Genomic DNA, 18,649 nt, shown 5'->3' with positions numbered 1-18,649 from the left:
AAGGAAATTTAGTTAGAACGTGTAACGAGCACCAATTGAGTAACGAGGACCGTATTGATTAGCAAATAAGAACTGCTCTTCGTAACGTCCGTAACCTTCTTCGGTTGCATTATTTAAGTTTATGCCATCAAAAAATACCGTTACGTTTTCGTTTACATCGTAGTTAACGCTCATATCCCACTGGCCATACGCTTTAGCATATTGCGGAGGCGCATCAGCTGAACCTTGCGCTTGGCCAACACCAATTAGGTATGAGTCGCGCCATGCATAAGTAATTTTAACTGATAGGCCGTCTTTTTCGTAAAAGCCTTGGAAGTTAGCTGAGTCACTTAAGCCTGTAAGCGGTGCTTGTTGGTCAAGGCTTTCGCTATCAAATTCAACGTCGCCATCTACAAACGTTGCGTTAACACCAACACCAAAACCGGTTTCACCAATTAAGTGCTGAACAGCTACTTCAAAACCATCTACCGATTTACTGTCGGTGTTTTGTGGTTGGCTAATATTCCATGTAATTAGCGGATCGTCGCTGTTAGGTTCAATAACGCCATTTGCATTGCCGTAACCGCTGGCAATCATTTGTGCAAAAATAGCGTCGGTTGTTGCTTGCTCACCACGTGATTCAATATCGCTTACGGCTTGTAAGTAACGAGGGCCGTTTAAAATATCGTGCAAGCCATCAATAGTAGTTTGCGTAATGGTGGTTTGAATAAAGTTATCAACGTCTTTTTTAAAGTAACCTACAGATGCGTAGCTGCCTTCTGCGTAGTAATATTCAAGTGATAAATCAAGGTTTGTTGATTCAAACGGTAGTAGGTTTGTATTACCTTGGCTACCTGTGCGAGAACCTGGTTTTGGGCTGCCTGTTAAACTACGGCCACCGGCTAAATTACCTAGTGGTGCACGCGACATTGTTTTACCCCAAGATACGCGGGCTACTACGTCTTCAGTTAAATCAACACTTACGTCGATTGAAGGCAGTAAAACATCGTAATCACCTTGTTGCTCTAAGAAGTTATCATCGCCGCCAGCAGCGTATTGCATGATCCACTCAGAAGCGCTGATCCAATTAACTTGATCTTCAACGCGTTGACGTACAGTACTGGTTACATCTGTTTGCTCATAGCGTAGGCCTGCATTTACTTTTACGTAGTAGTTACTTACGTCAAATTCCCAGCTTGATTGAACATAAAAGCTATTAGTGATTTCTTCTACGTAGCTTTCGCTGTCAATACCATCCATATATGCATTTGCGGCGTATGCATCGCCGCCTGTCACATCAGCTGTTAAGTAAGCAATTTGGCGCGCAACAGCTTCGTCAAAATCGTAGGTATAGTAGTAACCAGGTTGTAAGTCACTGCCGCCCCCTTCAAATTGATCTAAAAGGCCCGATGTATCGTGACGGGTAAACATGCCGTCTGGGAATATTTCTGTATATGATGGGTTAAAGCCTGGACCACCTACTAAACCACTCCACGCGGTGTAACCACCGGTGTTTTGTTCTGTACGTGATGCGCCAAATTTAACTTTAACTAAACCAATGTCATAACTTTCGTTATACCATGTTGTATGTAGCTGTAATTGTTCAATGTTTGACTCACCCGGTGAGTGAGTAAATTGACTAAAGTTTGAATCAATTTCGCCAGGCGTTAATTCACTTGTGCCATTTAACCAATTAACTTGTGCACTGGGTACTTCGCCTGTGCGGTAATCATAAATTTTATTAGCTAGCTGATCAGAACCTAAAATTACTTGGCCGGCACTTCCCAGCCCATTGTCGGCGCCGTTATCGGTTTCGTTTTTAGAGTCGTGGTAATCAAGCTCTACGTGCCACGTGTCGCTAATTTCCCAATCTAGGTTTAAACCAAGTGAGCGCGCTTTTACTTCTGTAGTGCCTTTGTTGGCTGTAAACGAGGCATCGTTACCGCTAATATCAGCATAAACAGCCGTACCATTTTCATCAAGCTCGTAGCCATTAATATTGCTACCAAAGTCGTTCCAAATACCCCAACCAATACTTTGAGAACCTGTTACAGCTTTACTTGCGGTGTAATCAAGTGTTGCTACAAAGCCATCTACCGGTGCATATTGAAAGGTAACTTGTCCGTTTGTACGTTCACGTTCTACATCTTCAATAGAGTAATTCATGTCTTTAGGGAAGTAGTAGTTACCTGCAGGGTCTGTGCGGTTATCAACGACGTTGCTGCTATCTAATTCAGGTAAGTCTACGTTTGCCTGCCAGCCTTGAATATTGGCACTTTGTTTTTGAAAGTCACGCTCTTGGTGCGAAAATGAAAAACCGAAACCAAAAGTGTCATCTACAAAGGTATTGCTGTAAACAGTAGAAAACTCTGGTGTTACGTCATCGCCAGCTTCGTTCGACGAGTCGTGGTTTGCTTTAACGGTTGCCGAAAAATTTTGACCTGGCTTTTGAAAAGGTCGCGCAGTAGAAATATTAACCGTTGCACCTAAGCCACCGCTTGGCACGTCTGCACGAGCTGTTTTAAACACTTCAAGCGCACTTACGCCTTCAGAGGCAACGTTTTCAAGGTTATACGAGCGTGTATAACCTGTGCCCGGCATTTGGCGGCCATTTAAGGTAATCAAGTTAAACTCAGGGCCAAAACCACGTACTGTAATTTGGCTACCTTCACCGTTAGCGCGGCTTACCGATACACCGGTAATACGCTGTAATGATTCTGCTAAGTTTGTATCTGGGAATTTACCCATTTCTTCAGACGAGATAGCATCTACAATACCCGAAGAGTCGCGTTTCATATCCATAGAACGAATAAGTGAACCACGAATACCTTTTACTTCAATAATTTCTACATCAGGCTTTGCTGATATGTCTGCTTCTGCAGCGATAGCTGTGTTTAATGTGCTCGCAGCAATGATGAGAGACACAGAAGCCGCAAGTTGGCTCTTTTTAAAATTGAATGTGTTCATAATAGCTCTGCTTTATAAAATGTTGTTCAAGAGTGAAGGTGCTGTGTAATACCAATTTTATTAAAAATATGATCATTCTATCGCATTAAATAACTCACTAACTGCGTTAAAAATTATTTATATAGAACAACTATATGTCAAAATTTCGCCTTGTTATTGTGCTATTTTCTTAGCGCTATAATAGATCTCTTGTTTAATGCAATTGGTATAAACACCTAGAATTTTGTCAGTGAAATCTAAATTATGGGTTTGAAATTTTTACATTATCAACACGATATACTGCGCCAGCACCTTGGCCCCAATTAGGAAAAATCATTAATACATCTATCGCACTTACATCTAAACCGGCAGCCGATAAGTCAGAAAGTGTATAAGTATATGTTTGCCATTCGTTTAAAGCAGGGGCAATGCCTTCAACACTTTCAGTAAGTGCAAGCTCTACGGCAGAGTCACCTTCGTTTGACTCAACTTTGAAAAACCATGGCGCGTCGGGTGTGCTTGGCATACTCGTAACTTTCATATCAAACGTAATTTGACCAACCGTTATGATAGCGCTTGCATCAAATGCCTCACCGCTTCCGCCAACAGATGTACGGCTGTTAAAACCCATTACTGTAGGCGTATCATTTATTGTAAATTCCGCTGTTATACCATGCTCTTCATCATCCATTGCTTCCACTGGCGTAGAGCCGCTACAGCAGTCCCACATTGGCCAATCAAGATTTTGAGTATCTGTGAACACATTAAGCTCTGGAAAATCTTGGGTGATTTTTACATCGTCTACTCTATATACAGCGCCATTACCAGTGCCCCATGCAGGAAAAATCATCACTACATCAATAGCGCTAATATCTAAGTTTGCTGCAACAAGATCGGTTAATTTAAATGTATATGTTTGCCATTGTCCTACAACAGGAGCAATACCTTCGACGCTTTGAGTAATAGGTAATTCGGCCGCAGTTGGTGCATCTCCTGCACTTTCAAGCTTAACGACCCATGTAGAGTTTGCATCAGCAGGTGCGCTAGTTACTTTCATTTTAAATTGAAAATACCCTTGTGCTAACAGGGGCGTAGCATCAAAAGGGGAGGCTACACCCGCCTCATCAGTGATGTTTGCCGCTCTTGAAATAAAGCCATTTACTGTTGGGTTTTCACCAACACTAAACTCAACTGTATTACCTTGCTGTTCATCAACAACTATTGCAGGAGTTGAACCTCCGCAACAATCCCACGCAGGCCAATTAATATTAAAAGAATCACCAAATATGGTTAATGGAGTAACTCCTCCTGCTATAGGAACTGGGGCATCACCCTCAAGTAAGGCATCGTCTAAGCTGTTGTAACCAGGACGAATGGTTTCACAACCTTTACCAGTATCAGTGTTCGATGCACATTGATAAACACGTACGTAATCAATAGCAAAAGTTTGGCCATTTTCAAATGCGCTAGCGTCTACACCTAAATCATTTACGTTTTCAGGCCAGTCACCGCCTACTGCCAGGTTTAGCAATAAGTGAAAGTCTTTATCAAATGGTGCGCTATCCCAATGCGTTGTAAGTTCGCCAGAACCTTGTTCAAAGTATTCTGCAAACCAACCACGATGTTTTAAGCCCGCAGGCTCATTTTTTGAATTATATAAAACCTCAGATTGACGCTGAGTTGCATAAAGGTAACCATCTACGTACCAGCGAATTTCACCTTCTTGCCATTCAACAGCATACGTGTGGAAATCATCTGCTGGATTAGTATCTTCAGGGAATTTGTATTCTTTACCTGTATAGCTGTTATCTGGCCATGCGCGTCCGTAATGAAGGGTGCCGTGGATACTAGACTCTATACCGCCGTCTTCATCTGGTGTTTTGAGGTTTACTGATTCTAAAACATCTATTTCACCAGAACGAGGCCAAGTGCCGTAAACCTCATCAGTTGGTAGCATCCAAAATGCCGGCCAGCTACCTTGTCCTGATGGAAGCTTGGCGCGCACTTCAAAACGGCCATACGTAAAGTCGGCGTTATAACGCGTATTTAAGCGTGCTGAAGTATAAGGTTTTTCTGCACCTTCCTCAGCGGGTAGGGCAACAATGTTTAACACACCGTCTGCAATAAATGCATTTTGCTCGCTGTCGGTGTAACACTGTTTCTCGTTGTTACCACCGCCATCGCAGTTTAATTCATAGTTCCATTTGTTTGTATCAATGGTTGTGCCTTCGAACTCGTCGCTCCAAACCATTTGCCAATCTGAAACTGGCTCAGAGGCATCTACATTTTCAAAATTTGATTTAGTGGCAGAGTCGCCACCACAGCCAGCTAACGTAATTAAAGAGATAGCGGCAAGTAAACGTGTAATGTGCGTTGTTTCAATGTTCATAACTGAACCCCGGTTTCAACAGATTATTGTCAGATTAATTGTTTTTTGAGCTTTGTTTTTTCATTCTGTAAGCGCTTACATTTTGATATGTGTTTTGTAAGCGCTTACAAATGATATTGTGGAGTACGCAAATGGTCAACATATTTGTTTATTTTATTTACAATTAGTTTACGGTAAGACCAGTTTACCAATTTTAGATTGTATATAAATTGCAGTTTATACAATTAGTTATGTTGTTTGTGTTTTTTGATGGGAGCGTGAGCGGAATATTTTTTACGTCAAAAAAGTAGGAAAGGACTTAACAATTAAAAGGTTAGTTACAGGTATATTTATAGTATTTAAGGAGTATTTTGTTTATACCACTCTACATAAAAGCAATTTTAAGTGGATTGGTATTGGTATTGGTATTGTATGAGATAAAATATGCTTGTTTTTACTTGTTTTTACTTGTTTTTAAAAGGCATTGTAAGTAACCCCAAAAGCGACGCATTTTGGTTTTGGCTTGAGTATTCTTTTAAACCAATATTTATATCTGCGTCGGCTTTTGTTGCTTTATCTTTGTAGCTACCAAATAATTTATCCCACCAAATTACACTAAAACCATAGTTTGAGTTAGTTTCGCTAACCACTTGGCTATGGTGAATTCGATGCAATATTTGCGTCATTAAAATTAAACGCAGTGATTTTTCAATGGCATTAGGTAGGCGTATATTTGCATGATTAAATAATGCTAAACCATTAAGTGCTATTTCAAAAATAAGTACCGCAATGGCAGGTACGCCAAGAGCAGTTATTGCAATGAGTTTTATAAGTATGCTCAGTACAATTTCGATAGGGTGAAAGCGCAGCCCTGTACTGGTATCTACGTGTGCATCGGCGTGATGTACACGGTGCAAGCGCCATAAAATAGGCACGTTATGAAATAACCTATGTTGCCAATAAATTAATATATCGAGTAAAAGTATGCTCAATATAATAATTAAACTGCTTGGTAGAGCTATTTGATTAAATAAGCCTATGCCGTGCTCTTGATTGTAAAGTGCTACGGCGGTTAGCCCAATGGGAACCACTAAGCGCGCAACAACTGATGAAGCAAACACTAACCCAAAGTTAGCAAACCAACGTGTACTGCTTTTTATTGGTGATTTGCGCGCTGGTTTTTGCGCTTCAAGCAGCATCATTATAACTAAAATGCTAAAAAAGAAGCCTAAGCGCCACCATACTTCATTAGTCATCTATTACCTCAGAATTTGAACTGCTAGGCACGTTTTCAGCTGCTTTGTTAGCATCGGCTTCTTGTTGCTTAAGTGTGTGATAACCGCCATGTATACGGGTAAAAATAGTTATGCCACACGCAATAGCAAAAATGCTCGCCATAACCGCAAAGTGCTGCGGCCAAATACAAAATGCAATAAATAGCGCTATTGTTTCAGTGCCTTCGGTTAAGCCGTTTAAGTAGTAAAAGCTTTTATATTTAAATTGCGGTTTTTCGAGTTTAAATTTTTCGGCGGCAATCGCAAAAGCTAAAAAGCTTGAACCCGTACCAATAAAAGTAGCAAGTAATAACGATCCCGCTATCGCGTTTTGCTCAGGGTTTGCCAAAATAAAGCCAAGCGGAATAGCCGCGTAAAATAAAAAGTCGAGTGTGATATCTAAAAAGCCACCTGCGCTTGAACTTTGGTTTGCATAGCGTGCTAATGCGCCATCAAGTCCATCTAAAATTCGATTTAAAGCAATGGCAACTAATGCGCCGTACCACATTTCAAACGCCAGTAATGGCACGGCTAATAAGCCAACTAAAAAGCCAACCACGGTTAGCTGATCGGCGGTTATGCCGCGTTTATGCATAAGCATAACCACAGGTGTTAACAGTGGCTTAATTACAGGGGTGATAAATTTGTCTAGCATGTTTGTTGCCTTATGCGTTTAAAGCTGTGTATTAAAGCCATATTAAAGAGCTGCACTTAACGTAATGAGTTTGCCATTTGCAGCGTCGGCATCGCTATGATCATGAGTAACCATAATTGCAGGTAGCTTATGATCGCGTATTTGGCTAAACACGAGTTCGCGTGTATCAACACGCAGTTGGGTATCGAGTTTGCTAAAGGGTTCGTCAAGTAAAATGGCTTTAGGTTCGCTCAGCAGCATACGTAATAATGCAACACGGGCTTGTTGCCCACCTGAGAGGTTGTCGGGGTGGCGATTGCCCATGTCTTTAAGACCGACTTTCTCAAGTGCGTGTTCTATTTTTTCAAGGCGTTGTTTTTTATTACCTTTGGGCATTGCAAAGGCAATGTTACCAGCAACAGTTAAATGCGAAAACAATAAAGCGTCTTGATAAAGCACTCCAATATGGCGCAAGTGTGGAGGGGTGTTATCGATATTTTGACCATTAAGCCACACCTCTCCATTGGCCTTAAAGCTACTTGGTAAAGTACCCGTAAGCCAATTTAATAAGCTTGATTTACCACTGCCTGATGGGCCCATAATAGTCAGAATTTCACCGCCATTAACTTGCTCGTTTAAGCTAAGTAACAGTTCATTTTGGCGATAAAGCTGACAATTTTTAATCTGTAACGATGACTGCATTAAAAAACCTTAACCCTGATAGTGTTAAACATGGGTGCTTTACATATGTGCACGTTTAAACACGTGCACTTTTGAAAAAATATTTAGGTAAACCCCATGCCAGTATAAATCCAATAAGCGGTAACACCATTTGCATAATAGCGTACACGGCACTGGTGCGTCTGCTTGCGCCATTGGCAAGCGTAACGGCTTCGGTTGTTATTGTGGCTATACGCCCGCCGCCAGCTAAAAGCGTGGGGAGGTATTGTCCAAAACTAATAGCTAAGCCCAGTGCGGCTGCAATTAAAATAGGGGCAAACAACTGTGGTAGTTTTACTTTAAAAAACACCTTACATGGCGCTGCGCCTAAGCTTGCTGCAACATGAGCGAAACGAGGGTCTAAACGTCTATAGCTGCTCGCAAGTGACAAAAACACATAAGGCAGCACAAATAATAAATGCGTAAGTACTACATTAAAAAATGCGGCTTGGTTATTTACCAATTGTTGTATCCATACTAGCCCAAATAAAAAGGCAATACTGGGCACTAATAACGGTAAGTAAATAATTAAACTGGTAAAACGAGAAATAGGTTTATCACTCAACTGCTCTGATTCTAAACACAATAAAGTAAGAATAATGGCAAATAGCGTGGTTACTAAACCGATTGCTAGCGTATTAAAAAGCGGGCTGCCCATTTGCATTAGCGCACTTTTAAAATGCAGTAGTGTAAATTGTTCAGGCATTGCATCTGGAAAGCGCCAAAAACCTGCAACCGACCACATAACTAAACCAATAAGCGACAATAGTATAAAGCTAATTACTAATGCGGTGAGTACGACCGTTATTTTTTGCCAATAAAATCCGCCGTATTCACGCACCCCATTAGTGAGCGAGTCGCTAAATAATACTTTTATGGCTTTTTCTCCGGCAAGCCAAAGGGCTAACAACCCGCCTGTAACAGCCAGTTGTAATAAAGCACCTGCTGAGGCTTTAATACGCAGGTTTAAATCAACATCGTTAAACCAATGCATTATTGCAACGGCCAACGTGGGTGGTGTATTTGGGCCTAAAATGAGTGGCATTTCTACACTGGCACTTGCATAGGCAAGCACGGCTAAAAGGGGTAGACGCAGCAGCGGATAAAGACTTGGCAGTATTACTTTAAAAAAGGCCGTCATTGGGCAATAACCCAAGTTAAGCGCAACCTTATGTTGTTGGCGTAATTTTTTGCCAAGCTCAGGTTGAGCAAGTACGCCCAGTGCCATTAATAATAAAAAGGGAAGCTCTTTGAGTGTTAAGCCTAAAATAATACTAATACCGAATGAATCATGCGGAAACATGCCGTTTGGCGCAAGTTCCCAGCCGCTTAACCAAGGCGACGCTAAGCGTGAAATCATACCTGAAGGGGCAATTAAAAACCCCACCGCAATAGCGGCGGCGGCATGAGGTATAACTAATATAGGGCTCAATAAACGCTGAATTCGGTTAAGCCACGGGCTGTTAAAAAACGCAGCTAAAATCATTAAGGTAATGATAAATGCAAGCAAAGTACTTATTAAGCCTGTTGCAACGCTTAGAGTAACCATTTGGGTAAGGCCAGGTGTTTGCCAAAGGGCATTAAAACCTTGCAAGCTAAACGTTGTTTGCTCAAGTACGGGCGCATAACCAAAGGCTGGCAGCAATACGCTAATTAAGCCACCAAGTACGGGTAATATAAGTAAAGCGAGTAAAAATCGCGGGCTAAATTTTACAATGCGCGTAAACATATCGGTGCTGCACTGCGTTGTTGCTTTGGTATTTACTGGTACACTTTTTGAAATGACGCTCATTGGCTTACTCCATAACGGGTTTGCCAACCTTGCATAATGGCGTTTACCCAGCTTGGATGAGGTTCGCTCAATGTGCGTTTAATACTGTTTAAAGGCAGTGCACTTGGATGCGGTTTAGCTGTTTTAAATAAGGCTTGCTGATCAGACGTTAACGTTGATTGAATAAGTACGCTTTTATCACCCCATATATGCGCTTTTTGTTTTTCAGCTTGCGCCTCAGGGCTCATTAAAAAATTAGCCACTAATTGCGCACTTTGCTGGTGGCTTGCATTGTAAGGGATTGCCACGAAATGGGTATTACTTAAACTGCCATCACTCATTGCATAGCTGCGAATGCTGTTTGGTAAATCATAGCGTTTTACAGCTGCCGGTACTTCTGGTGCTGAAAAAGTAAAGGCTAAACTCAACTCTGTATCGTCTACTAAGCGGCGCATTTGAGCACCACTTTGCATAAAATGAGTGCCACCACGCCAAAGAGTTGGGTGTAATTTATCTAAAAAGTCCCACAGTGGGTTTAGCACTTGCGCTGTATTTTTAGTTGTAGCTGGTTGGTTTAGCTGCGCTTTAATATTTTCGCTGCTTTGCTGATGCAGTAAAACTAAGGCGTATTTTAAAAAGCTCATACCTAAAAAGTCAGGCGGCTTTGGGTAACTAAAGCGACCAGGGTTTTGCGCGCTCCAGTTTAATAATTCGTTTAATGTCGTCGGCAATTTATTGTTTGCCTTTCCATTTATTGCAATGCTGTCGTAATAAAATGTAAGTGACGCTTGCCCCCATGGAGCCTCCATACCATTGGTAGGTAAACCAAAGTCAAAGGTTACAGCAGGGTTGTTAGCCGGATCGGTTAATGCAAAGTAGGGGAGTTTATTAGCCCATTTTTTTAAAAGCAGAGAGTGCTCACTCATGGTGGCAAAGTTAGCCCCGTTGATCCACATTAAATCTACGCTGCCTTGGTTGTTATTGTTTGCTGATTTTTCGGCAAGTACACGGCTTACTGCTTCGCTGGTATCGCTTAATTTTACATGCACTAGGTTAATGTTGTACTTAGTTTTAACTTGCTGAGCTGCCCATTGAATATAGGCATTTATTTGCGCGTCGCCGCCCCATGCATAAAAGTATACATCTTGATTGCGACCAAGTGTTTGAACTTGTTGCCAGCGAGATCCCTGTTGTGTGTTAATTACTAAATTACTTTTACTATTTGAGTTAATAACGGGATTAGCAAACGCAGTGCTCGAAAAAACAGCTAAATTTACGATTGCACAAACGCAAAACGCGACACAGCAAAAGCTGTATCGCGTCAGTGTTTGCCAAAACTTAATGACGAACATTTAAATCCCAGTTGTAGTCTAAAAATTTAACTTTCATGTCATCATTTTTAAGTGCTGTTTGCTGAGCGGGTATCAGTTTAAGGGCATCAGGATACTGCAAGAAAAACTGCTGTAGCGTGTTTGCACCTCTAAAGCCTTTTTCAAAGTCATCGCCGTACCACTTAAATATTGAAGACACGCTTAGCGTATTCTCTTGAGCCATATTACGTGTCATATCTGATAAAAAGCGCACTGTTTGCTCTTGCAATTGGCTCTCTAAATCAGTGGCTGTATAGGCTTCTTCTCGAAGCGCTGGGCAACCAATACTCGCGCAATTTACTGCAAAGTGAATACGTGGGTCGTTGTATTTACCGCTGCCACGTATTAAACCATGCTCTATATCATCAAGGCTGCGAGTTTTGCCAAGTAATGGCACAAACTCTTTACTCCATGGTGAGCTAAAAAAGCTCCCTAAGTCTTTAATTGATTTAAGATCTGGGTACTTAGTTAAAATAAGCTCAACAGTCCACGCATTATAAGCATTGATTAAAAAAGCGAGTTGCTTAGGCTTTTTCCACGCGTCAAATTCGCTTTGCGTTACAGCCGTTAACGAATCTAAATACGTTTTTAGCTGTGCATGCTCACGTTTTATAGCAGCGTAATCAACCTCAGTACTGTGATTATGATTAATAGCGACAACATGCTTATTTAACAATGCATTCCAGCTATCGTGCATGTTTTGGGCTTGGGCCGAAAATGACGTTGCAAACGATGTTACAAATAAAGCCGAACCAAGTAGCAATGCTTTTAGAGGTGTTTTAAACATAATTAACCTCGACGCCAAGTGTGGTATTTTTCAAGCAAGTTAAGCACTTTTTCAGGTGCATGAGCGCGTTTCCACTCACCTGCTGCGTATTTGTTACCTTCAGCCCAAGTAGGGTAGCTGTGTATAGTACCGAGTATTTTGTTAAGGCCTAAACCGTGTTTCATTGCCAGTACAAACTCAGCAATTAAGTCGCCAGCGTGTTCAGATACTACAGTAACACCCAATATTTTGTCTTTGCCTTTGGGTGTAATCACTTTAATAAAGCCTTTTGTAGCGCTGTCGGTAATTGCACGGTCTAGCTCTTCAAATTCAAAGCGAGTAATTTCGTAATCTATGCCTTTGTCTTTTGCGTCTTGCTCGTTTAAGCCAACACGTGCTACTTCTGGGTCAATAAACGTAGTCCACGGAATAACACGATAATCTACTTTAAACTTTTTAAGATGACCAAATAAGCCATTTACCGCTGCGTACCAACCCTGATGAGCTGCCACATGTGTAAACTGGTATGGACCTACAATATCGCCTGCTGCAAAAATATTAGGGTATAGCGTTTCCAAGTATTCGTTAGTTACTACTGTGCGGTTTGTTTCTATGCCTAGCTCTTCAAGACCGTAACCTTTAAGGCGCGCACTTCTACCAACGGCACATAATAGCTCGTCGTATTCAATATCTATTTCTTTGTCGTTATGTTTAACAACGATATATTTTTTGCCATCGCGAGCTTCACAGCGAAGTGCTTGGTGCGATGTTAAAATATTAACGCCACTTTCGGTTAACGCTTCGTGAGCAAAAGTAGACACTTCAAGATCTTCTTTGATCATGATGCGCTCCGCCATTTCAATTTGCGTAACGCTTGAACCTAAACGTGCAAAGCTTTGTGCTAATTCGCTACCAATTGGACCACCACCAAGTACTACCAATTTTTTAGGTGCCTCATCTAGCTCTGCAAATTTATTCCACAATGTATCGCTTGTTACATAGCCTGTTTCTTCAATACCAGGTAGTGGCGGTACAAATGGGCGTGCGCCAGTTGCAATAACAATGGTGCGTGCCGTGAGTGTTTGCGTGCCACCGTCGTTAAGTTTAATTTCTACAGTCCACGGGTCTATTAATTTACCGTAGCCTTTTACAACATCTACGCCTAAGTCGGTGTAGCGCTCAACACTGTCGTGTGGTGCTACATCTGCAATAACTTTATGTACACGTGCCATAACTTTTTTGAACGAAAACTGCGGTGTTGCATTTTCTAGGCCGTAGTTTTCACCATGGCGAATTTGTTCTGCAATTTTAGCGCTTTTAATAACTGCTTTACTTGGAACACAACCATAGTTTAAACAGTCGCCGCCCATTTCGCCCGCTTCAATAAGGGTTACTTTTGCTTTAACAGCAGCGGCTATATAACTTGTTACCAAACCACCTGCGCCTGCGCCAATAACAATCATGTTACGGTCGAATTTTTTAGGCTTAGTGTAGTTTTTGTATACGCGACGTTTTTTAAACACGTTTAAGATTCCTTTTGCAATGAATGGGAATATACCCAATAAAGCGAATGATAAGATTAAGTTGAATGATAAAATTCCAGATAAGCTCTCTATTTGCGCCAGTTGTGTACCTGCGTTAACAAATACAAATGTACCGGCGAGCATACCTGCTTGGCTTACCCAGTAGTAAGTCCATGACTTTATTGAAGTAACACCCATTAATAGGTTTATTAAAAAGAACGGAAACACCGGCACTAAACGAAGAGTAAATAAGTAAAATCCACCTTCTTTTTCAACGCCTGCATCAATTGCAGCTAAGCGCTCAGGAAAGCGTTGTTTAATAGTGTCGCGTAGTAAGTAACGCGATACTAAAAAGGCAAGTGTTGCGCCAATAGTTGATGCAAAAGATGCAACCAATAAGCCTTCAACTAAACCAAACAATGCACCTGCTGCAAGTGTTAAAATAGCTGCGCCCGGTAACGAGAGAGCTGTTACAACTACATACAATAAAAAGAATCCACCAATAACTAATAGCGGTGACTGCTCTTTGTATTGGTTAAACTGATCCATCGACCCTTTTAAGCCATCAAGCGTAAGTAGTTGGTGTAAGTCAAAATGAAAGAACAGGCCGACGGCGGCCGCTGCAATCAATAATAAAAATATTTTTTTAATCATGTTCTCTCTCAAACCGCTCTTAAAAATTATGGGTTAGTGTTAATTTTGCGTTTATTGGCAATTCAGGAAATGCCAATGTTGCGCCAAAGTAACCGCCTTCAAATACTGGGCGCCAGTTTTTTTGATTCGTTACGTTGTTCACATCTAATCGTAACTTGGTACTAGGCGTAAAAGCATAGCTAGTATTTACGTTTAGTGTGTACTGATCACGAATTTTTACCGTCGCCAAAAAGTCTAATGGGTAACTCTTTGTATATAGACCTGAAAAACCCGTTTGCCATTTCGAATTAATTGAATAATTTCCGTTAAAGCTGAAAGATTGCTCAGGGATGCCCTGCACACGGGTGTTTGAAGGTGCAAAAGCGGTAAAGCTAGGTGCGCCAACACTGGTACCTTCAATAATATCTGGACGTGAGTTGTCAAATGCATCAGCTACTTGAGCCGAATCTTGACTACTTGCAGAATTATCGTAGCGAGCGTCAATATAGCTGTAGCCGGCACTTAACCAATAAGGGTAAGCATCATAGAATACTTGGCTTTCAAAGCCGGTAGTACGAATGCCGGTATTACTACCATCGCGATTACGTAAACTACGACGTTGGCTAAACACTGCACCATCGGCGTACCAATCACTGTCGGTTGGTGCGTATTTTAAACCGAATTCAACTAAGGTATTTTCGGTTGAAAAGTTTTGCGCGCTAATCGTGTTGTCACCACCAAGAGACGTGCCGCCAGCCATGCTATTTGATGTGGCTTCGTTGTAACTTGCTGCACCATAAGTGGTGTAATCACCATTTAATCGGTAATTAAAGCTTACTTGCCCCGAATGTAGCTTATCGTTAATGCTATCGCTCGCTGCAATTTCACCCTCTGGTGCTATTGGGTCGTGCGCGTCTACGTCATAAAAATCAATGCGGTAGCCAACACTTGTATGAAACTTATCTGTCCAATCTGAATCTTGCTGAATAGCAAAACCCGTTTGCCATGAGCGCGAATCGGTAGTGTCTGATAAGTTAAAGTCGCCGCTGCCATCGTTATTAATATCGTACTGACCACCAGGGGATACAAATACACCTGGGCTAATTTCAATTAAACGCGCTTGTTGTGAATCAGTTAAAGGAATGCGGCGATTTGAAATTGGGCCAGTTAAATCAATAGGTAGGTCGGCTTCTGTTGTAAATTGGCTGTAGCCTAGCACGCGGTTGTAACGCACATCAAAAGCAAAAATTGTTTGCTGTTCGTTGCTCCATTGGTAAGTCAGTTCGGTACGGTTCTGCGCGGTATCGGCACCATCTATAATTTCAACAAAGCTATTTTGTGCAATTTCTTCGCGTTGTAAGTGCTGAAAATACGTAATGTTTTTTATTGATGCGTTGTTTGAAAGTTCACGCTTATAAATACTGTGTAGTAAATAGGTAGTGGCTTCGTTTTGATTGTCAGGGTCGGTAAGTACTGTACTACGGTCTATTTTTACTTGCCCAGTAGGTGAAACAATAGAACCTGCCGCTGGAACTGTACTGCCATTTACTTGCACGCCTTGGCCGGTAATATAAAGGCCATTATCTATTAGCGCTTGAGTAGGGCGGTTAATACCTGCGTTATCGGTAAATTCAACTTGGTATAACTCAAAGTTAATATCCCAGCTGCTCTTGTCATCAGGTAACACCCTAAGTGCTGCAAATAGGCTGTCGCTTTTCGTGCCCGAAAAGTCGTAGTAACTGCCGTTATCAATGTGTTCAGCGCTTACTCTAAAACCTACTTTGTCTTTTACTATAGGTGCACTGTAATCAACTAAAACGCTGTACTGATCCCATCGTCCTGCCGATACCGTTGCTTTGCCTTTACTGTCGTCAGTTGATGCTTTTTTAGAATGTAAGTTTACAAAACCACCGTTGCGTTGGCTTGAACCAAATAATACCGGTGGCGCGCCTTTTACTACATCTATTTGTTCTATAGAGTTGAACGATAACGGCACGCCAAAGCCATTATTACCTGCTTGGCGGCGTGTACCATCTTGGAAAAGCTCACCTAGTTGCCCACGAATAGTAGGTAAACTTGGTGCCCCAAAACCACTGGCTGAATAGGTATTAGGGCTTACTGCAAGTACGTCTTGTAAAGTCGTAATATTGAGTTGTTCTATTAACTCGCTTGAAATTGGTGTTACTGATCGGGCTATATCTCGTAGAGCTAAGTTGTCGCCAAAAGGGCCGTCTACATTGGCATTTTTAACCGAAAGACCTTGAGATCTAATAACTTGGCCTGCCACCTCAATACGCTCAATTGCGCCTTCTTTTGCTGTTTTTGATTCTTCGGCTGCAAAAGCATTAAGTGGTGTATTTAATATGGTGGCTAGGGAAAGTGCTAAATATGCGTGTTTCAAACGTTTTCTCTCTACGGTTAAAATGTTGTTGGCGATAAAGACCGAAAGGATTAAAAATAACTTTCAGTAAAATTTTGATTCTTTTTGTTTTTTAGAACATAACAAAACAGATGCATTATAAAGATGGTAATTAAGTAGTATTGTTTTATTAGTTGATAAAATATTAATACAGCGATTGTACTAGACTGAATGTAAATATATGCTTTTAATAGAATTTTTAATTATAGACTACTTTCAACCTGCTAACATTTTAAAAGAGTTAACTTTTATGCAGCATTTTTAAATTACTTAAATAAGCTTCACTTTTAGTACTGCATGGCTTAACTAATGAATTTAATTAAAAATTTTTGAAATAAAAAATAACTTATACGGTCTAGGTTACTTCTACGTTTATTAATATTCATTTAAGGAAATTTTATGACAGGTTCAATGAATTCTGATGTGCAAAACCGTTTGCAGTGGTCACTTTTATCTTTGCGTTTAGGCGTGTTTATTGTAATGGTTATGTGGACATTCGATAAGTTTGTTAATCCTGGGCATAGCGCACGTATTTTTGAACATTTTTACGGTATTAGTGGCTCTACAGATATAGTGGCTTACATTATTGGTGCGGTGCAGTTAGTGCTTGTTTTAGCATTTTTAGCAGGTATTAAAAAGCGTATAACGTACGGTATCATTTTTGTAATGCATGGCTTATCTACGCTTTCTTCTTACAACCAGTACATAGATGGCTTTAATAACTTATTATTCTTTACTGCATGGCCAATGTGGGCTGCGTGTTTTGCACTTTACTTATTACGCGACCAAGACGTGAAATTTACTGTAAAGTAATAAAGTACATGCAAAAAAATTGGTTATAAGCCATAAGGCTTATAACCAATAAGTACACAGGGAGTGTGTGGAAGTCGGTTTGCGTGTTTACAACTAATGCATAGCGTCGTTGTATTGCTCAGCAAGGCTCTCTTTTTGCCCTTCGGTAAGTGCTTTACCCGCTAATTGAAACACTTCGTGTTCTTCTTCACTTAAATGATGATGTACCAAATGGTGTAGCTTTTTAGCTGCAACTAACCATGCAGACGAGCTCATTTCGGTATCTTCAAGTTGTTCAATTAATTCATCAATTTCGTGATGTTCAGCTACGCTGTGGCGCGCTTTTTCATGAGTTAAGTCATCAAACATAAGTGGGTTATAAAAGTAACGTTCTTCAAATTTTGCGTGATTTTCTAATTCTGTTTTTAGCTCATCCATTAGCGTGTGGCGCTGCTCTGTGTCGCCGTGTGTTTGAATAAGCGCATCTACCAATTCTCGTTGTTTGTCATGGTCATGACGTAGTGCTTCAAAAATATTCATAACTAGTCCTTTTACAATTTATTTGCTTATATCATTAACTAGCAAACTAAATGCCAAATATTAAGTTATTGTATTTTAATAAATTTAATTTAATCTTTTATTCTTTGGCTGCGATCACTGTAAATTTTACAGTGATATGAATGCAATAATTTCAGGCTTTCGCGCAGTTCAATTATAAAAGTGAGTATAAATCCCTACAGAACCTTACAAATATTTACTGGTTGTTTATTTTATTGCAGTGATAAAGTGTCAGTGTTATTTGGGTACAACCTATATATTACTCTCACACATAAAAGCAGGTAGCACGTTAACTTAATAGGATAGTTTAAGGATGAACATAAAAAGCCCCGTCGCCGCATTATTGCTGTGCGCTTTACTGAGTGCATGTAGTACAGCCCCGCGTTCTGACCCTAACTTATGCATTGAAGAGGCTGAAATGGTTGATCGAAATGGCGCTCAAACAAGCTCACAGGTTTACAATCAATGCATTAGCGCACAAATTAAAAAGGATGAAAAAAATAACACTTTTTTTGATGCCATCGGTACGTTCTTTTTTGAATTTTTTGTAATGGTGGTAGAAAAGTAAATAGGCTAACTTGCAACTGTAATTTAAAGTAAATAAGTTGCGTAAAAATAGGATTAGTTATGAAGCAATTATTGATAGCAATTCCACTTTTTTTATTACTAAGCGCTTGTGCGGCGAAGCCTTACGCAGGCTCGGCAAAATGTATGGAACAAGCAGATATTGCATACGAAACCGATACACTTAAAAATGAGACACTAGATAATGAATGCAAAGCTGCAAAAGTAAATACGCCTAATAAAGAGCTTGAGAATCATGGCTTGGTTGATAGAAGCCTTTTACAGCTAATCGTTAGCTTTTTAAATGGCGTATTTTAATAGTAAAAATATAA

Annotated in this window: 14 protein-coding genes; 3 read left to right on the top strand and 11 right to left on the bottom strand. The window is 40.6% G+C overall.

Features of this window, described 5'->3' with window-relative positions; all coding sequences use genetic code 11:
* Positions 1-12: 12 nt before the first annotated feature.
* From H5092_RS08895 to H5092_RS08850, 10 genes are all read right to left on the bottom strand, one after another.
* Positions 13-2,946, bottom strand: a complete 2,934-nt coding sequence (locus H5092_RS08895) for a TonB-dependent receptor (protein ID WP_182695376.1) — start codon at positions 2,944-2,946, stop codon at positions 13-15.
* Between the two features lie 241 nt (positions 2,947-3,187).
* Positions 3,188-5,314 carry a glycoside hydrolase family 16 protein gene (locus tag H5092_RS08890; RefSeq protein ID WP_182733350.1) on the bottom strand — a complete coding sequence of 709 codons (2,127 nt, stop codon included), beginning with the start codon at positions 5,312-5,314 and terminating at the stop codon, positions 3,188-3,190.
* 443 nt (positions 5,315-5,757) lie between these two features.
* Positions 5,758-6,549, bottom strand: coding sequence for a sterol desaturase family protein (locus H5092_RS08885; protein WP_182733349.1), 792 nt, complete (start codon positions 6,547-6,549; stop codon positions 5,758-5,760).
* On the bottom strand, positions 6,542-7,222 hold the full coding sequence (locus H5092_RS08880) for a CDP-alcohol phosphatidyltransferase family protein (RefSeq protein ID WP_076924246.1): 681 nt from the start codon (positions 7,220-7,222) through the stop codon (positions 6,542-6,544). The genes H5092_RS08885 and H5092_RS08880 overlap by 8 nt, the downstream gene beginning before the upstream one ends.
* A 42-nt stretch (positions 7,223-7,264) precedes the next feature.
* Positions 7,265-7,903 (bottom strand): ATP-binding cassette domain-containing protein, encoded by a 639-nt coding sequence (locus tag H5092_RS08875; RefSeq protein ID WP_170071288.1) that lies wholly within the window; start codon positions 7,901-7,903, stop codon positions 7,265-7,267.
* A gap of 55 nt (positions 7,904-7,958) precedes the next feature.
* On the bottom strand, positions 7,959-9,713 hold the full coding sequence (locus tag H5092_RS08870; protein ID WP_182733348.1) for an ABC transporter permease: 1,755 nt from the start codon (positions 9,711-9,713) through the stop codon (positions 7,959-7,961).
* Positions 9,710-11,044 (bottom strand): ABC transporter substrate-binding protein, encoded by a 1,335-nt coding sequence (locus H5092_RS08865; RefSeq protein WP_182733347.1) that lies wholly within the window; start codon positions 11,042-11,044, stop codon positions 9,710-9,712. Before H5092_RS08865 ends, H5092_RS08870 begins: the two co-directional genes overlap by 4 nt.
* Positions 11,031-11,849: a DUF547 domain-containing protein gene (locus H5092_RS08860; RefSeq protein WP_182733346.1), complete on the bottom strand. Its 819-nt coding sequence runs from the start codon at positions 11,847-11,849 to the stop codon at positions 11,031-11,033. The genes H5092_RS08865 and H5092_RS08860 overlap by 14 nt, the downstream gene beginning before the upstream one ends.
* A gap of 2 nt (positions 11,850-11,851) precedes the next feature.
* Positions 11,852-14,005: an FAD-dependent oxidoreductase gene (locus H5092_RS08855; protein WP_039488400.1), complete on the bottom strand. Its 2,154-nt coding sequence runs from the start codon at positions 14,003-14,005 to the stop codon at positions 11,852-11,854.
* A 19-nt stretch (positions 14,006-14,024) separates the two neighbouring features.
* A complete protein-coding gene (locus H5092_RS08850) occupies positions 14,025-16,385 on the bottom strand; it encodes a TonB-dependent siderophore receptor (protein WP_182733345.1) in 2,361 nt (786 codons plus the stop codon).
* A 417-nt stretch (positions 16,386-16,802) separates the two neighbouring features.
* Here H5092_RS08850 and H5092_RS08845 point away from each other — a divergent pair, with 417 nt between their 5' ends.
* Positions 16,803-17,216, top strand: a complete 414-nt coding sequence (locus tag H5092_RS08845; protein ID WP_002960120.1) for a hypothetical protein — start codon at positions 16,803-16,805, stop codon at positions 17,214-17,216.
* Between the two features lie 93 nt (positions 17,217-17,309).
* Here H5092_RS08845 and H5092_RS08840 read toward each other — a convergent pair whose 3' ends face one another.
* Positions 17,310-17,735, bottom strand: coding sequence for a hemerythrin domain-containing protein (locus H5092_RS08840; RefSeq protein WP_008134499.1), 426 nt, complete (start codon positions 17,733-17,735; stop codon positions 17,310-17,312).
* A gap of 331 nt (positions 17,736-18,066) precedes the next feature.
* Between H5092_RS08840 and H5092_RS08835 the strand changes: the two genes are divergently transcribed.
* On the top strand, positions 18,067-18,321 hold the full coding sequence (locus H5092_RS08835) for a hypothetical protein (protein WP_076924239.1): 255 nt from the start codon (positions 18,067-18,069) through the stop codon (positions 18,319-18,321).
* A gap of 59 nt (positions 18,322-18,380) precedes the next feature.
* A complete protein-coding gene (locus H5092_RS08830; RefSeq protein WP_096794392.1) occupies positions 18,381-18,635 on the top strand; it encodes a hypothetical protein in 255 nt (84 codons plus the stop codon).
* The last annotated feature ends 14 nt before the right edge of the window (positions 18,636-18,649 follow it).

It is taken from the genome of Pseudoalteromonas sp. SR41-7, from assembly GCF_014163935.1.
Taxonomy (GTDB): Bacteria; Pseudomonadota; Gammaproteobacteria; order Enterobacterales; family Alteromonadaceae; genus Pseudoalteromonas; species Pseudoalteromonas distincta.
This window is presented reverse-complemented; position numbering and strand designations above follow the sequence as displayed.

What these genes read in the sequence shown, in the direction of transcription:
- H5092_RS08895 (WP_182695376.1), bottom strand. Translation starts at nt 2,946, where the DNA reads ATGAACACATTCAATTTTAAAAAGAGCCAACTTGCGGCTTCTGTGTCT.
- H5092_RS08890 (WP_182733350.1), bottom strand. Translation starts at nt 5,314, where the DNA reads ATGAACATTGAAACAACGCACATTACACGTTTACTTGCCGCTATCTCT.
- H5092_RS08885 (WP_182733349.1), bottom strand. Translation starts at nt 6,549, where the DNA reads ATGACTAATGAAGTATGGTGGCGCTTAGGCTTCTTTTTTAGCATTTTA.
- H5092_RS08880 (WP_076924246.1), bottom strand. Translation starts at nt 7,222, where the DNA reads ATGCTAGACAAATTTATCACCCCTGTAATTAAGCCACTGTTAACACCT.
- H5092_RS08875 (WP_170071288.1), bottom strand. Translation starts at nt 7,903, where the DNA reads ATGCAGTCATCGTTACAGATTAAAAATTGTCAGCTTTATCGCCAAAAT.
- H5092_RS08870 (WP_182733348.1), bottom strand. Translation starts at nt 9,713, where the DNA reads ATGAGCGTCATTTCAAAAAGTGTACCAGTAAATACCAAAGCAACAACG.
- H5092_RS08865 (WP_182733347.1), bottom strand. Translation starts at nt 11,044, where the DNA reads ATGTTCGTCATTAAGTTTTGGCAAACACTGACGCGATACAGCTTTTGC.
- H5092_RS08860 (WP_182733346.1), bottom strand. Translation starts at nt 11,849, where the DNA reads ATGTTTAAAACACCTCTAAAAGCATTGCTACTTGGTTCGGCTTTATTT.
- H5092_RS08855 (WP_039488400.1), bottom strand. Translation starts at nt 14,005, where the DNA reads ATGATTAAAAAAATATTTTTATTATTGATTGCAGCGGCCGCCGTCGGC.
- H5092_RS08845 (WP_002960120.1), top strand. Translation starts at nt 16,803, where the DNA reads ATGACAGGTTCAATGAATTCTGATGTGCAAAACCGTTTGCAGTGGTCA.
- H5092_RS08840 (WP_008134499.1), bottom strand. Translation starts at nt 17,735, where the DNA reads ATGAATATTTTTGAAGCACTACGTCATGACCATGACAAACAACGAGAA.
- H5092_RS08835 (WP_076924239.1), top strand. Translation starts at nt 18,067, where the DNA reads ATGAACATAAAAAGCCCCGTCGCCGCATTATTGCTGTGCGCTTTACTG.
- H5092_RS08830 (WP_096794392.1), top strand. Translation starts at nt 18,381, where the DNA reads ATGAAGCAATTATTGATAGCAATTCCACTTTTTTTATTACTAAGCGCT.